Origin of the sequence: Bhargavaea cecembensis DSE10 (assembly GCF_000348905.1) — a bacterium.
Taxonomy (GTDB): domain Bacteria; phylum Bacillota; class Bacilli; order Bacillales_A; family Planococcaceae; genus Bhargavaea; species Bhargavaea cecembensis.
On sequence record NZ_AOFT01000007.1, the window covers coordinates 1 to 13591 of the forward strand.

A 13591-nucleotide genomic window follows, 5' to 3' on the forward strand; every position below is an offset into this window, starting at 1 on the left:
ACAAACGGTTGAATGATGAAACCTGACGGCCGAATGGTGAAACCGAAAGCGGCGAGATCTCACACCTCGGGCTGTACCTGCAGGCCCGCCTTCTCCTTTTTGCCGTGCATCGAGAAGTACAGCAGCGCCGAAACGAGCACGACCGCCGCCAGAATCAGATAAAGCGCACTAAAGCTCATGTACGCGATCAGGAAGCCAATCAGAAACGGGCCGAAACCGAGCCCCACATCAAGAGCGATGAAAAACGTCGACGTGGCAAGGCCCATGCGGTGCGATGGCGTGAGCTTCACCGCGACAGCCTGCGTGCAGGATTGCATGTTTCCGAATCCGAGGCCGATCAGCACGCCGGAAGCAAGCAGCATCAGTCCGTTCTGCGCAGTCCCGAGCAGGACTAATCCGGCTGCGAACAAGACAAACGCCGGATACATCACGGCATTCGCACCCTTTATATCCATCAGCCGTCCCGTGAACGGACGCGACAGCAGGACCGAGATGGAATACACGAGGAAGAAGAAACTTGCCGCTCTCACCAGGTCCAGCTCTATTGAATAATTGCCGATAAACGACAAAACGCCGGAATAGCAGAACGCGATGACCATGGTCACGAGCGCGATCGGTATAGCGCGCGGCTCAACAATGCGGGAGAGGCTGAACTTTCTTTCATCCGCCGGGTCCGCCACAGCCTCCGATTCAGGAACACGCAAGAACAGTGCCACTGCCAGTCCGATGATGCTGACAGCGAGGCAAAGGCCGAAGATCGCCGTCATTCCGGTCTTGCCGCTCATGTAAAGTCCGATAAACGGACCGATCGCCGTGGCCAGCGTCGAGCTCATGCTGTAGTAGCCGATTCCCTCCCCCTTGCGCACCGCAGGGATGATCTGGGCAACTATCGTTCCTGTCGCGGTGCTCGCCATGCCCAGCGCCGCTCCGTGAAGAAATCGCGTCAGCATGAGAAAGGCGATACCCAGTTGGATAAAGTACAGGGCAGCCGTCAAAGCAAACAGGGCAAGCCCGATGAACAGGGTCTTCTTCCTTCCGAGCGTTTCAATACTGTGCCCGGTGAACAGCCGCCCTGCCAGCGCACCCACAATGAAGAGGCCGGTGACCAGTCCCGCCTCGCTTGCCGTGGCACCGTATTCATCAACGGCATAGATCCCAATGATGACCACCAGCAAGTAAAAGACCAGCGTCATCAGGAAATTGACGCCGGATACAATGATAAAGTCCTTTGTCCAAAGCCTGCCGTCAGCTTTCATCCCCGCCTCCCCCTTTCCGCACGAGATTGTTCCGGACTGCGGCAAGGAAACGATGCAGAAGCTCCTGATCCCCATGCCCGATCCCTTCCATGGCCTCGTCTTCCAACAGGGAAATCTTTTCCCGGCATTCCCGGTAAACGGTCACGCCCTTTTCCGTCAGACGGATGATCTTTGTCCGCCGGTCCTTCCCGGGAATCTGCTCCACCACACCCTGCTCTTCCAGACGGTGGACCCTTCTCGTAATCGATGGTTTTTCGACCCCGTAATAATTTGAAATCTCAACAAGCGTCGACGGTCCCTCACGCTCAATATAGAAAATGACCTGCCACAGCGAATACGAGAGTCCATGCGGCTCCAGCAATTGATTCAGCCTGGTGATCAGCGGACGGTAAACAGCAAGATACTGACGAAAGATCCCTTCCAAAAACCGATGCCTCCCATTTACTATCTAAATGATTAATTAAGGTAACTATGAAGGAAACGAAAAGTGCTGTCAACGAAACGCGGGAGGATGGTCGCGATGTATAGTGAGACGTTGATGATCTTCATTGGGACGTTGACGATTCAGCCCGCCGATGAACTGTAATGACTTAACTTCACACAAAAGGGAATGATTCTTTTATAATGGGCCAGACGAGGAGTGATGACCTATCAACCTGCAACAAGACAGACTACATAATCCGACCGGAAAAACCCGGATCGGACTGGCGCTCGTCCTCGGGCTCCTCGCCATACTCGGGCCTCTAAATATCGATATGTATCTTCCGAGCTTCCCGGAGATTTCCCGGGATTTGGGCACAGGTGCCTCGCAGGTGCAGCTGAGTCTGACCGCCTGCCTGATCGGGCTTGCGCTCGGGCAGATCGTTGTCGGTCCGATCAGTGATGCACAGGGCAGGAGAAAGCCGCTGATCATCGGTACTTCCCTGTTCGCCCTGGCATCCGTCTTCTGCGCGCTCGCCCCCAATATCACGGTGCTCATCATCGCACGGTTCCTGCAGGGATTCACCGCTGCGGCGGGGGTTGTCCTGTCCCGTGCCGTGGTGCGGGATGTCTTCAGCGGGCGTGAGATGACGAAGTTCTTCTCGCTGCTGATGGTCATTAATGCCGTCGCACCGGTCGTCGCTCCCATGCTCGGGGGAGTGATCCTTGCCATTCCTTCTGCAAGCTGGGAGACGATTTTCTATGCATTGGCTCTGATCGGCGTCCTGATCGTCGCAATCGTGGCCGCAAGGCTGAAGGAGACCCTGCCACCGGAAAACCGGATTCCAAGCTCCATCGGCTCCTCGGTTAAGACGATGGGCAGTTTGCTGAAGGACCGCTCCTTTATCGGCTACGCGCTTGTTGTCGGGTTTGTCCATGGCGGGAGTTTCGCCTACGTCTCGGGCACGCCTTTTGTTTACCAGCAGATCTACGGCGTGTCCCCCCAAGTCTTCAGCATCCTGTTCGGGATCAACGGTGTAGCCATCATCACCGGAAGCTTCATCATCGGGCGGTTCGGCGGAATCGTCTCCGAGAAAAAGCTGCTGCAGGCAGCCGTGACCATTGCTGCAGCTTCAACGTTCATCCTGCTGATCATGACCATCATCAAAGGGCCGCTGGCGTCGCTGGTGATCCTGATCTTCATCTACATGACCACGATGGGCATGATCATCACCAGCACCTTCACGCTCGGGATGGCCAAGCAGGGCGGCCGTGCCGGAAGCGCCAGTGCCGTTCTCGGCATGCTCCCCAGCCTGCTCGGCGCAGCCTTCACCCCACTGTCCGGCATTGCCGGCGCAACAGCCGTCCCGATGGGGGCCACCCTTTTCGGCACCTCCCTCATCGGCCTGATCGCCTTTTTCACACTGGTCAGGAAGGACAGCGAAGAAGAGGACTAAGTGCGACACTCCCTCGCCAAATCATCCTTGGAGGGGGAGTGTTTGTGTTTAACGAACTCGGAATACGTCAAAGCGTAATTTTTAATACGTTTTAATTAATTTTCAGTTGCATTTAAGCGTAATACAATTTACACTTCAAAGTAAGAAAGGGGTGTTTGAAATGGATGACTTGCGGTTGAATGTCGGTCTGCTGCGGAGGAAGGTCCCGAACCTGACAAGTGCGGCCCGGCAGGTCGGGCTTCGTCCGGCGACCGTATCGAACCTGTGCACGGGCAAGATCCCCGTAGGGCGGGCCGAGGTACGGACACTGGCAGCACTCGCATCATTGGCCAACTGCACATTGGATGATCTGATTATCAGGGGGGAGAAGATCGAAATGATTGAGACGAAGATCAAGACGCTGGATTTGTTTGCGCCTCTTGCCAAAGGCGGTACCGTCGGTCTCGTTGCGCGTCCGGGGATGGGCCAGCTGGTCGTATTGGCGGAACTGCTTTACCGGCTGAAGCAGGATGGTTATCAGACCATCCTGCTCATGCCGGAGGGCGAGCACCGCGGAGTGGAGGATCTTTCAGAGAACGTGGATATCATCACCCATTCGATCGGGGAAACCAGCCGTAAAATCACCGAGCTGGGCGGTGACCGGGAATTGATCTTCGTCGCTGACCGGACCCATGTCATCACCGGAGGCATCCAGGAACTCCAAGAGAACCTCGAGGATAAAGGCATCCATTCCGTGACTACGTTCCTCGTCGACCTGACCGGCGACGTGGTGGATGAGAACCTGCCTTACGGTCCGCTTGAGACGCTGTGGCAGTTTGACGCCGACCTGGTGGCCAGGCACCGCTACCCTGCTGTCAGCCCCCTGGGATCCGTGTCCTCTGTTCTTGAAGGGGCCCATCTGGATCAGGAACACTTTGCCGTCCAACAGAAAGCCCTGAAACTCCTCCGCCGCTACCGGGAGCTTCGTTCCCTGGTGGCAGTCGGCGGAATCGACCGGTTACCGGCATCCGAACTGCAGACCTTCCGGAGGGGCGAGCGTCTGGAGGCGTATCTGACCCAGCCGTTTTACGTTACAGAGGCCTTCACGAAGAAGCCGGGAGCATCCGTCAGCCTCCAGGAAACGCTGCATGATGTGAAAGAGATCATGAACGGCGCAGCCGATTCCAGAGAAGTCGCCGAGCTGGAGCTGATCGGCAGCCTGCAGTCCTAAAGTGCCCGGTGAAGCCCCTGTGCTCCACTCCCCGCCCATTCTGTTGTATACTGATGGAATACTGACGACCATTCTTAAGTTTATATAGACCATCCAGCGCGAGAAGATTTCTTTTGCCGGATGTATTCCAATCAGAAACGAGCAGGTGAATTGTTTGATCGAAATCAAAACATCTACACTAAGCGACGGAGAATTCAACAGAGGGGTATTTGCCACGTGCGATATCCAAAAAGGTACGCTGATCCACCAGGCTCCTGTGATCGCCTACCCGAACGATCAGCATGAACACATTGAACGGACGCTTCTGGCTGACTATGCGTTTGAGTACGGACTCAACCACACCGCCATCCTTCTCGGTTATGGGATGCTGTTCAACCACTCTTACCGGCCGAATGCGGACTATGAGATCAGCTTCGAGAACCAGACGTTCAACTTCTACGCCCACACCGCCATCAAAACCGGGGAAGAGATTCTCATCAACTACAACGGTGACGTGGACGACCAGGAACTGCTATGGTTTGACCGGGAAGAAGAGAATAAAGCCTGAAATCACTGTTTATAGCCCGTGTGCCGGAATCCGGCGCACGGGCTTTTTTGCGTCCGGAGCTCCGGAGAATCGTTCACCAAACCTCCACGGCCTCACCGCAGTTTGGCCGGATGCCCGTGCTACACTTTGGGTAATGGAGGTTGAGGCGAATGAAACAGGTGATCACGGACAACTTGCTGATGACGAAGGCCGGACAGTTTATCAGGGAATGCTACGGGGAGCTTGGAATCCCGGAGGACCGGCAGGAAGAACGGATCCGGGAAATCCGGTCGGAAGTGGAAGCCACCGGCACATATGTCCACACGTCCGCTGAGCTGACGCACGGGGCCAGGATGGCGTGGCGCAACAGCAACCGCTGCATCGGGCGCCTGCTCTGGCACACCCTGCATGTTATCGATGCCCGCCATGTCCGCACTGCAGAAGATGCATTTGGACAGCTGATGGACCATATCCGATTTGCCACGAACGGCGGAAAGATCCGCTCCACGATCACCGTCTTCCCGCCGCGGAAACAGGGGACCGACCCGCTCCGCATCCTGAATCACCAGCTGATCCGCTACGCCGGTTATGAGACGGGCGATGACGTCACCGGCGATCCGGCATCCCTCCGGTTCACCCGTCTGTGCGAAAATCTCGGATGGCAGGGGGAAGGCACGCCGTTTGACGTCCTCCCCCTCGTCATCAGGGAAGACGGAAAAGAGCCGGAGCTGTTCCGGATTCCGGATGATGCCGTAATGGAAGTGCCGATCACCCATCCGGATAACGATGGATTCAGAGAGCTTGGACTGAAATGGTATGCCGTCCCGATGATCTCAGATATGCTGCTCGAGATCGGCGGGATCGAGTATCCGATGGCACCGTTCAACGGCTGGTACATGGGCACGGAGATCGGCGCGAGGAACTTAGCGGACGAGGACCGCTATGATTTCCTGCCGGCTGTAGCGGACGTGTTTGGCCTGGATACTTCCTCTAACCGGTCTCTCTGGGTCGACCGGGCCCTCGTCGAGCTGAACATCGCCGTGCTGCATTCCTACCGGCAGGCCGGCGTCACGCTGGTCGACCATCACACGGCGGCCGAGCAGTTCCGGAAGTTCGAAGAAAATGAGCAAAAGGAAGGCCGTTCTGTCACCGGAAACTGGTCCTGGCTCATTCCGCCCCTGTCCCCGGCCTCGACGCATATCTTCCACAAACCGTACAACAATGAGAAGCTGACGCCGAACTATTTTTATCAGGACCCTCCTGAACTCTGAAAGGGACCCATCCGCTGATGGGTCCCTTTTCCGTTACAGTTTTACAACCGTCCGTCCCCGGACCTTCCCTTCCAGGATGGCCTCGAGCACTTCCGGCAGCTCTTCCAGTGAGACTTCATTGACCAGGTCGCCGTCCAGCACGGTCGGCTTGTATTCTCCGCTTAACAGCTCCCACACCTTCAGCCGCCGGTCCATCGGGCACTGCACGGAGTCGATTCCGAGCCAGTTGATGCCCCGCGAGATAAACGGCAAGACCGTCGTCCGGACGTCGATGCCGCCGGTCAGGCCTGAAGTCGCGACCGACCCGCTGTACTTCAGGGTGCTCAGGATGTACTGAAGGGTTTTACCGCCGACCGGGTCGACCGCTCCGGCCCACATTTCTCCCCGGACCGGTGCTCCGTCTTCATCGACCACTTCGTTTCGGGGGATGACTTGGCTTGCCCCGATCGATTTCAGATAAGCCTCCTCATCTGACTTGCCGGTGCTGGCCGTCACCTCATAGCCCCGCTTGGCCAGGATGTTCACCGCAATGCTGCCGACGCCGCCCGTGGCACCCGCGACAAGGACCGGCCCCTTGTCCGGCGTCAGCCCGTTCTCTTCAAGCCGAAGGACGGAAAGGGCAGCGGTAAACCCGGCTGTCCCGAGAATCATGGACTCCCGCAGCGACAGCCCTTCCGGTAGCGGCACGACCCAATCCGCCGGCACGCGCGCCACTTCGCTAAACCCGCCGAAATGCCCGGTCCCCAGATCGTAGCTGGTCACAATCACCTCATCACCCGGCTTAAAGCGACCGTCCGACGACTCCATCACCGTCCCGGCCAGGTCGATCCCCGGCACCATCGGATAAGAGCCGACCATCCGCTTCTTCACGGCGACCAGGCCATCCTTGAAGTTCACACTGGAATAGGCCACCCGGACGGTCACCTCCCCTTCAGGCAAGTCCCCCATGCCCAGCTGTCTGATCTCAGGGCGTGACTGCCCGTCCTTCAATACCATCGCCTGGAATGTGCTCATTTTTCCCATCCATCCTTTCTATCCGGCCAAAAGCCCGTATTCAGTAGAAGCATAGCCATAAGATCCTGCTCATGCAAACAACCCGGTTCGTTCCGATAGCCGAAGATTTACCTTTCATAGTTGTTTGGACCACGTGGAGTAAAAAAAGATACATATGATGAAGTGACTGAAGTTGCTACAATTTTGGTCCCCCGATAAGACGACAGAGAGGAGGACTTTCGATGAGCACGTTTTCCGGTTCCGACGGGCCTGAAAAATCCTGTCAAGCAGAGGGTTGCAATTGCAAGTGTGACTGCGGCGGCGGGTGCAACTGCACCGGCGGATGCAAATGCAAGTGTAAGTGCGGCGGCGGGTGCAACTGCACTGGCGGATGCAAATGCAAGTGCAAATGCAGCGGCGGGTGCAACTGCACTGGCGGATGCAAATGCAAGTGTAAATGCGGCGACGGATGCAACTGCACTGGCGGATGCAAATGCAAGTGTAAATGCGGCGGCGGGTGCAACTGCACTGGCAGATGCAAGTGCAATTGCGGCGGCGGGTGCAAGTGCAAAGGCGGATGCAATTGTAACGGGCTATTATGAATCCTGAAGAATGTACAATCTGCGCCATGACCTTAGACTCCGTTTAGACAGCCCCAATTCTGGACTGGTACTCATGCAGCAGATCGGTTGCTATGCAGATTCGCCGTTGGAAGATGACACGACTGTCAACGGGAAAAATAGAGCCGCATCGATGAGGAGTTCTCTCGATGCAGCTCTTTTTTTGGAGGCAAACCGTCACCGATCAAGCAAAAAGGAGCCATCCTGAAGGCGGACGGCTCCATTTCAGTCATCGTATGTTCTTAACCGTTATTCTTGTCCGCCCGGTGCTCCAATCTCCACTTGTCTCTGAAACGTCTGCCGGCTATTTGATCAGCATTTCGATATGTTCGGCAATCTGCTCCACATTGACCGCTGCCTGCCCCGTGTTCATGTCGTGAACGGCACGGATCTGATTTTCATCATCCAAAACATACATGGTCGTTCCATGAACAATCTGTCCCTCCTGGTCTTTCTGGAAAACCATTTTAAACTGGTTTGTGACCTTTTCTGTCTGCTCAACGGTCCCCCTGAGAAATACCCAGTTTCCGGCAGTGATGTCAAATTGGTTCTTGTATTGCTCAATCCTTTCCACCGTATCCACTTCGGGGTCCAATGTAATCATGATGACTTCGTAGTCTTTCTCTTGAACGCCCTTGCCCTCCAATGTTTCTTGAAGCCTTAGCAGGTCAAACACGGTCATTGGGCAAACATCCGGACACTGGGTGTAATAAAACGCCACGAGTTTCGGTTTTCCCGAGGAAAAGGTATCCGTTTCACCCGTAATCGACGGCATTTGCGGATCACCGATAGAAGCCAGCTTGGGGAGATCTACAGTCCGGGGCCAAAAAAAGTAGACCGCTGCAAATCCGATAAGGACAATCAATACAATGACCGAAATTCTTTTCAACTGGCTCACCCTCAACCTTTCATTGAATAGATCACGAGGCAGACAACAACTGTGAGCAGCAAAGTGGCGAATCCGCACAATTGGTACATATTCATCAGAATCTGGGTATGATCAGAGATCGGGATGCTGCAGATCTGCGGGTTCTTCAGCACTTCCCCGATCATGACACCCATCGAGACGCCGACCAGCCCATTGTACAGACCGGTCAGAACCGAATGGTATTTGACGAGCGCTCCGAAAAGAGCCCCGACTGCTGCTCCAAGCAGAAGGTTCACAAGAAAAACCAGGGAGAGGCCGGGTGACACCAACACAGTCACGTGCATGCCCAGCACGAGTGTGACACCCAATGTCACCGTGCCTGCGATGGTGGCGGCATTCCGGCCGTCAAACAGCTTCTTCCTTCTGTGCAACCGAAAATAACAAAAACAAACCATCGCAACATTCCAGATCAGAAGTCCAACAATGCCGAGCATTTTCTCACCCTCATGATCGTTTGACCGCAGTGAACAGAACAGAGATGATCAGGGCAATGAAGACTTCCAGAATGACCGTGAAGAAATAGGGTTCTGTCACAATAGCTCCGAGCATCGGTGCCATCAAGCCCATCATCATGCCGTTGATCAGCCCGGTCAGCACCGTCTGATAGTCGAACAGCGCACCAAAAAACGTACCGGCAACCATCCCGGCCAAAGCGGCCGCCATTGTAATGGCCGTAAAGTGGAAGGGATACTGAAAGATCAGGAAAATCCCCGCTGACAAAGCGACCAGCCCGCCCATAGCCATCGCAATATTCATGCCCAGATGAACGGCAACCACTTTCCGGTGACGGCGCACATAGAAGTACAGCCATGCAAACAGCACCAGATTGATGTACAGAATCAGGACATACAAAAGATCATGCATCCAACCACCTCCCGACAGGATATGCGGCCTTGACGGTTTACGGGCCGGCCTATGTCCGGCTCCCGGCGGGAACCACTGAATCGCTTCAATTAAAAAAGACCTCCCCTGATCCTTGTAAGAATCAGGGGAGGTCTTGTATCTAAATTTCAGTACTCTAGTTTGTTCTGGGGGTAAATGGCCGCCATTGGCGTGTTTATGCCAATGTCTCCTCTTCGAGTCCGGCATCTTTCGGCTGACCTCTGGTGACCAGCACAGCTGAGTACAGGACCAGAACAATCCCCAACACTTGCCACCCTTGAAGACTTTCCTGCAAGAGAACGATTCCGATCACCACCGCTACGATGGGCTCCACCGTTGCCAATATAGAAGCTTTGCTGGCTTCCAGATGTTTTAGACCATAAGTGTACAAAGCAAAAGCCGCAATGGTTGAAACCAGGGACAGCAATAGCGACGAGATCCAAACATCTGCATATTGGAATTGGCTGATTTGTTTGGTCACATCACTGGTCAGCAGCATGAAGATACTGGCATACAAAAACGTGTACAACGTAACCGTTAATGAAGAATACCGATCGATGACTGCTTTACTGAAAATGCTATAGAGCGCGTAACAGAAGCCGGATAAAATCCCCATTAACAGAATTCCCCATGTCACATTTACATTTCCGAACGGCAGCAGTCCCACCACAAAAGCACATCCGCCCATGGCGAGTCCCAACGCCCATCCTTTGCGAAGCGTAAGAGGTTCCTTGAAAAAAATCCTCGACAATATCGTCACAAACACCGGTCCCGTATAAAGGAGCGTCACGGCAAGAGAAAGGCTCGACCTGGAAAACACCTCAAAATAAAAGAAGTTAAATAAGGAAATGCTCAAGATCCCGGCACCTGCGAAAAAAACATGATCCTTTAGCCGGGTTTTGAGTTGGGACCGATTAAGCACCGCCATGCCAATTAACAGAAAGACGGCCGTAAAGATACTTCTGACCGCAACTACATCCCATGCAGTAAATCCCCGATCATACAAGGGGGCAATAAATAGCCCGATTAATCCCCAACAGGCTGCGCCCAGCATGGTGATCATGTAAACTTTGAGACCCCGCGCCTTTTCCATGGTCGTCACCTACTATCTGTTTCTTTGGTAAACCGTTTAACCGTCTTTATAAATACCGATCAATCACCGCCGCAAATTCCTCTGCAACCACCTCTGCCCCCCTGCTGTTCAAATGAATGCCGTCCAGGGTGAGATGCAGCCCCCGTTTCTCGGATAACTTGTCGATCCGCTTCGGGTCCTTATAGAAGAGGGCCTCTTTCATGACCGTCAGCACCCCGGTGCTGATGTAGCCGGAGCTGTCCGATTCATCCAGCTTATTCTTAAATGCGGATCGGATATCAAGAAAATCGACATTCGGGTAGCTGCGGGTGATGGACAGAATGATGGCTGCCAGCTCTTTTAACTCTTGGTTCGGCGCATTCTGCATGTCCTCACCGACCAAACCGGGAGAAACCGCCACTACGTGCTTGGAAGAGGAGATCACCGACTCCAGGACCGCGGTGTACAGCTCCCGGAATTCCTCCTGGTCTGCCGCGATGGGCTGGGCCTGGACTTTCAGCAGTTTTGTATAGACATCATTGACCCCGATCCAAAGAAAGCTGAGGTCATAGTCCGTATCCAGTTTGGTTTTGTTCAGGCGTGTGTGCAGGCTTTTCACCGACTCCCCCGGTTTTCCCAGATTGACCAATGTAAGCCCGGGATAGCGCTCTTTCAGCTTGCGGATAAACGGGACACCCGGACGCCCCTCGGTCAGACTGTCCCCGATCAGTGCGATTTTCAATTCAAGCTCCCCCTTCGGCAATTCCTCCTGGCTGCTGAACTGACTGATCCCCTATGTATTACTTTATGCATGCAGCGCCTTGACACTATTTTGGCACAGTCTTACTTCTGATTGAACAAGTAAAGCGACACGAACAGCAGCAGAATCGCCACCAGCTTTTTCGCATCAACCGGAAAGCGTTCCCCTCCGAACAGCCCGAAGTGGTCGATCACTGCGCCCATGATCATCTGCCCGGCTATGATTCCGGCAAGCGTCGCCGCCACGCCGATTTTCGGGACGGAGAAGACGAGAATGATCACATAAATCGCACCCATCAGCCCCCCGATCAGCTGCCATTTCGGAACCGACGCCATGGCCATCAGGTTGCCGTTGCCGAAAAAGAGAACAGCAAAAAACAGCGCGAGTGTGCCGATCAGGAATGAAATAAACGACGCTTCAATCACTCCGACGTTTCTGCCCAGGTTTCCATTCACCTGGCTCTGGATGGCGACGGCGATGCCGCCGATTAATGCGAGTAACGGAAAAAGCAGCTTCATTCAACATACTCCCTTTGCAGACAAGTCATCTTTGAGTCTTTTGAATATTGTATCAGATAGGGCTGTTCAATCCCGAACTCTTGGTAATCGAGTAGGAGGGAGTGATACCTCCCGTCCTCTCACACCACCGTACGTACGGTTCCGTATACGGCGGTTCAATAACTTAAGTATCGACGCTCGTAAAGTTGGTTCAGGTCTTTCAGACCCCACTTTATGAGCGTTTTTGTCTTGATTGCTTTGTGGAGTGTTTCACTTTTGGACACACGCCAATATCCCTTCCGGGAATTTGATACTTTCCAGGCCTCTTCATGCCAGATGCCCAGTCTGCGCAATTGGCGGTACTTTGTTCCAATCTTCTTCCATCGTTTCCATATCATCTGTCGCAACCGATGGTTAAGCCACTGGGCTATTGATTGGATATACTTTTTCATCAATCCGATGCCGTAATAATTGATCCAGCCAACCGTCACTTGGTTGATTTCTTTTGCTATCTCATCGAAACGGCCCGAACGGTTCCGTTTTGTAATGCCCTTTAATTTGGCTTGGAAGCGTTTCTTGGCCGAGTGATGGGGTCTACATCCAATACCTTTAGCCGTAGGATGCAGACAGAAGCCAAGGAATTTCAACTTGGTCGGGGAACCGACTTGGCTCTTCTTTTGATTCACAGTTAGCTTCAGGTCGTCCTCAAGGAATCCGGTGATACTTTCCAGCACCCGTTCTCCAGCCCTTCTGCTTTTAACGTAGATACAGAAGTCGTCCGCAAACCGGACGAACTTATGTCCCCGCCTCTCCAGTTCCTTGTCCAATTGATTCAGGTAGACATTACTGAGAAGGGGTGACAGTACGCCTCCTTGCGGAGCACCCTTTTCTGTCGGACTGATAAGTCCGCCTTCCATGATGCCGCTCCTAAGGAACTTCCATATCAGTTTCAGAACGGTTCTATCGCTGATGAACTCTCTTAGGTACTCCATCAATTTCTGATGATGGATGGTGTCGAAGTAACTTTTCAGGTCACAATCTACGACCACCCTGTACCCTTGCTCGTAGTAGGCGATTGATTTCTTGATTGCCTGGTGCTGGTTCCTTTGAGGACGGAATCCAAAGCTCATATCCGAAAAGTGCGGGTCGATGAGCTTTCCAATCACTTGATAGATGGCTTGCTGGACCATACGGTCCCGGACACATGGAATGCCTAATTTCCGCTTTGACCCATCCTGCTTTGGAATTTCCACCCGTTTGACGGGCATCGGTTCGTATGATCCGTCCTTTAGTTTCCGGATTAGGGCGTCACGGTATTTGGCGACATGACCGAAGAGTTCGTCCACAGTCATTCCATCGATACCGGGTGCTCCTTTATTGGCCTTCACTCTCTTACAGGCATTGAAGAGATTGTTGATGTCAACCACTCGGTCAATCAAACGGATACCACCCCGCTGCTCAATTTCCGTAAAGACAGAGCTGCACGCTCCCGCATACCCTTCGGTTTCCAACCTATCTCTTTGCGGCCAGCCATCTGGCGATGTATTCTGTGGTCTCTGCACTGTCCTTACCTCCATTTCGTTTTGGGGTTGTTATTGTTCGGCCCTTCGTCCTGTCGGACTACTATGGCCTCTGCTGACTTCTTACAGTTCAACCCGCCATCACTGACGGGTTTGTTCCTGTGGGATATTCCATCCCT

At 53.9% G+C, this 13591-nt stretch carries 15 protein-coding genes; 5 read left to right on the forward strand and 10 right to left on the reverse strand.

Features of this window, described 5'->3' with window-relative positions; translation table 11 throughout:
* Positions 1 to 59: 59 nt before the first annotated feature.
* Both C772_RS07620 and C772_RS07625 read right to left on the reverse strand, forming a co-directional pair.
* Positions 60 to 1256 carry an MFS transporter gene (locus C772_RS07620; protein WP_008298813.1) on the reverse strand — a complete coding sequence of 399 codons (1197 nt, stop codon included), beginning with the start codon at positions 1254 to 1256 and terminating at the stop codon, positions 60 to 62.
* Entirely contained in the window at positions 1246 to 1680 is a 435-nt protein-coding gene (locus C772_RS07625) for a MarR family winged helix-turn-helix transcriptional regulator (protein WP_008298815.1), read from the reverse strand. Before C772_RS07625 ends, C772_RS07620 begins: the two co-directional genes overlap by 11 nt.
* A gap of 232 nt (positions 1681 to 1912) precedes the next feature.
* Here C772_RS07625 and C772_RS07630 point away from each other — a divergent pair, with 232 nt between their 5' ends.
* The 4 genes from C772_RS07630 (at position 1913) to C772_RS07645 (ending at position 6140) form a co-directional block, all read left to right on the forward strand.
* Positions 1913 to 3133: a Bcr/CflA family efflux MFS transporter gene (locus C772_RS07630; protein ID WP_035001810.1), complete on the forward strand. Its 1221-nt coding sequence runs from the start codon at positions 1913 to 1915 to the stop codon at positions 3131 to 3133.
* Positions 3134 to 3293: 160 nt separating this feature from the next.
* Positions 3294 to 4343, forward strand: coding sequence for an ATP synthase beta subunit C-terminal domain-containing protein (locus C772_RS07635; protein ID WP_008298819.1), 1050 nt, complete (start codon positions 3294 to 3296; stop codon positions 4341 to 4343).
* Between the two features lie 154 nt (positions 4344 to 4497).
* Positions 4498 to 4890 (forward strand): SET domain-containing protein, encoded by a 393-nt coding sequence (locus C772_RS07640; RefSeq protein WP_008298820.1) that lies wholly within the window; start codon positions 4498 to 4500, stop codon positions 4888 to 4890.
* Between the two features lie 149 nt (positions 4891 to 5039).
* Positions 5040 to 6140, forward strand: coding sequence for a nitric oxide synthase oxygenase (locus C772_RS07645; protein ID WP_008298823.1), 1101 nt, complete (start codon positions 5040 to 5042; stop codon positions 6138 to 6140).
* 33 nt (positions 6141 to 6173) lie between these two features.
* Here C772_RS07645 and C772_RS07650 read toward each other — a convergent pair whose 3' ends face one another.
* A complete protein-coding gene (locus C772_RS07650) occupies positions 6174 to 7154 on the reverse strand; it encodes an acrylyl-CoA reductase family protein (protein ID WP_008298824.1) in 981 nt (326 codons plus the stop codon).
* Positions 7155 to 7442: 288 nt separating this feature from the next.
* Between C772_RS07650 and C772_RS07655 the strand changes: the two genes are divergently transcribed.
* Entirely contained in the window at positions 7443 to 7742 is a 300-nt protein-coding gene (locus C772_RS07655) for a hypothetical protein (RefSeq protein ID WP_035001812.1), read from the forward strand.
* 315 nt (positions 7743 to 8057) lie between these two features.
* Here the strand turns inward: C772_RS07655 and C772_RS07660 are convergent, their stop codons facing one another.
* The 7 genes from C772_RS07660 to ltrA all read right to left on the reverse strand — a co-directional run bounded on the left by C772_RS07660 (position 8058) and on the right by ltrA (position 13337).
* Positions 8058 to 8528, reverse strand: coding sequence for an SCO family protein (locus C772_RS07660; RefSeq protein ID WP_235046391.1), 471 nt, complete (start codon positions 8526 to 8528; stop codon positions 8058 to 8060).
* 125 nt (positions 8529 to 8653) lie between these two features.
* A complete protein-coding gene (locus tag C772_RS07665) occupies positions 8654 to 9115 on the reverse strand; it encodes a hypothetical protein (protein ID WP_008298828.1) in 462 nt (153 codons plus the stop codon).
* Positions 9116 to 9125: 10 nt separating this feature from the next.
* Entirely contained in the window at positions 9126 to 9545 is a 420-nt protein-coding gene (locus tag C772_RS07670) for a hypothetical protein (protein WP_008298830.1), read from the reverse strand.
* A gap of 193 nt (positions 9546 to 9738) precedes the next feature.
* A complete protein-coding gene (locus C772_RS07675) occupies positions 9739 to 10656 on the reverse strand; it encodes a DMT family transporter (RefSeq protein WP_008298832.1) in 918 nt (305 codons plus the stop codon).
* Positions 10657 to 10702: 46 nt separating this feature from the next.
* Positions 10703 to 11377 carry an SGNH/GDSL hydrolase family protein gene (locus C772_RS07680; RefSeq protein WP_008298833.1) on the reverse strand — a complete coding sequence of 225 codons (675 nt, stop codon included), beginning with the start codon at positions 11375 to 11377 and terminating at the stop codon, positions 10703 to 10705.
* A gap of 101 nt (positions 11378 to 11478) precedes the next feature.
* Positions 11479 to 11913 (reverse strand): DMT family transporter, encoded by a 435-nt coding sequence (locus tag C772_RS07685; protein ID WP_008298835.1) that lies wholly within the window; start codon positions 11911 to 11913, stop codon positions 11479 to 11481.
* A gap of 155 nt (positions 11914 to 12068) precedes the next feature.
* Positions 12069 to 13337: a group II intron reverse transcriptase/maturase gene (gene ltrA / locus C772_RS07690; protein ID WP_235046392.1), complete on the reverse strand. Its 1269-nt coding sequence runs from the start codon at positions 13335 to 13337 to the stop codon at positions 12069 to 12071.
* Positions 13338 to 13591 lie beyond the last annotated feature (254 nt).

Excerpts from the sequence above, each read along its gene's own strand:
- C772_RS07620 (WP_008298813.1), bottom strand. The coding sequence starts at position 1,256 with ATGAAAGCTGACGGCAGGCTTTGGACAAAGGACTTTATCATTGTATCC.
- C772_RS07635 (WP_008298819.1), top strand. The coding sequence starts at position 3,294 with ATGGATGACTTGCGGTTGAATGTCGGTCTGCTGCGGAGGAAGGTCCCG.
- C772_RS07645 (WP_008298823.1), top strand. The coding sequence starts at position 5,040 with ATGAAACAGGTGATCACGGACAACTTGCTGATGACGAAGGCCGGACAG.
- C772_RS07650 (WP_008298824.1), bottom strand. The coding sequence starts at position 7,154 with ATGAGCACATTCCAGGCGATGGTATTGAAGGACGGGCAGTCACGCCCT.
- C772_RS07660 (WP_235046391.1), bottom strand. The coding sequence starts at position 8,528 with ATGCCGTCGATTACGGGTGAAACGGATACCTTTTCCTCGGGAAAACCG.
- C772_RS07665 (WP_008298828.1), bottom strand. The coding sequence starts at position 9,115 with ATGCTCGGCATTGTTGGACTTCTGATCTGGAATGTTGCGATGGTTTGT.
- C772_RS07670 (WP_008298830.1), bottom strand. The coding sequence starts at position 9,545 with ATGCATGATCTTTTGTATGTCCTGATTCTGTACATCAATCTGGTGCTG.
- C772_RS07675 (WP_008298832.1), bottom strand. The coding sequence starts at position 10,656 with ATGGAAAAGGCGCGGGGTCTCAAAGTTTACATGATCACCATGCTGGGC.
- C772_RS07685 (WP_008298835.1), bottom strand. The coding sequence starts at position 11,913 with ATGAAGCTGCTTTTTCCGTTACTCGCATTAATCGGCGGCATCGCCGTC.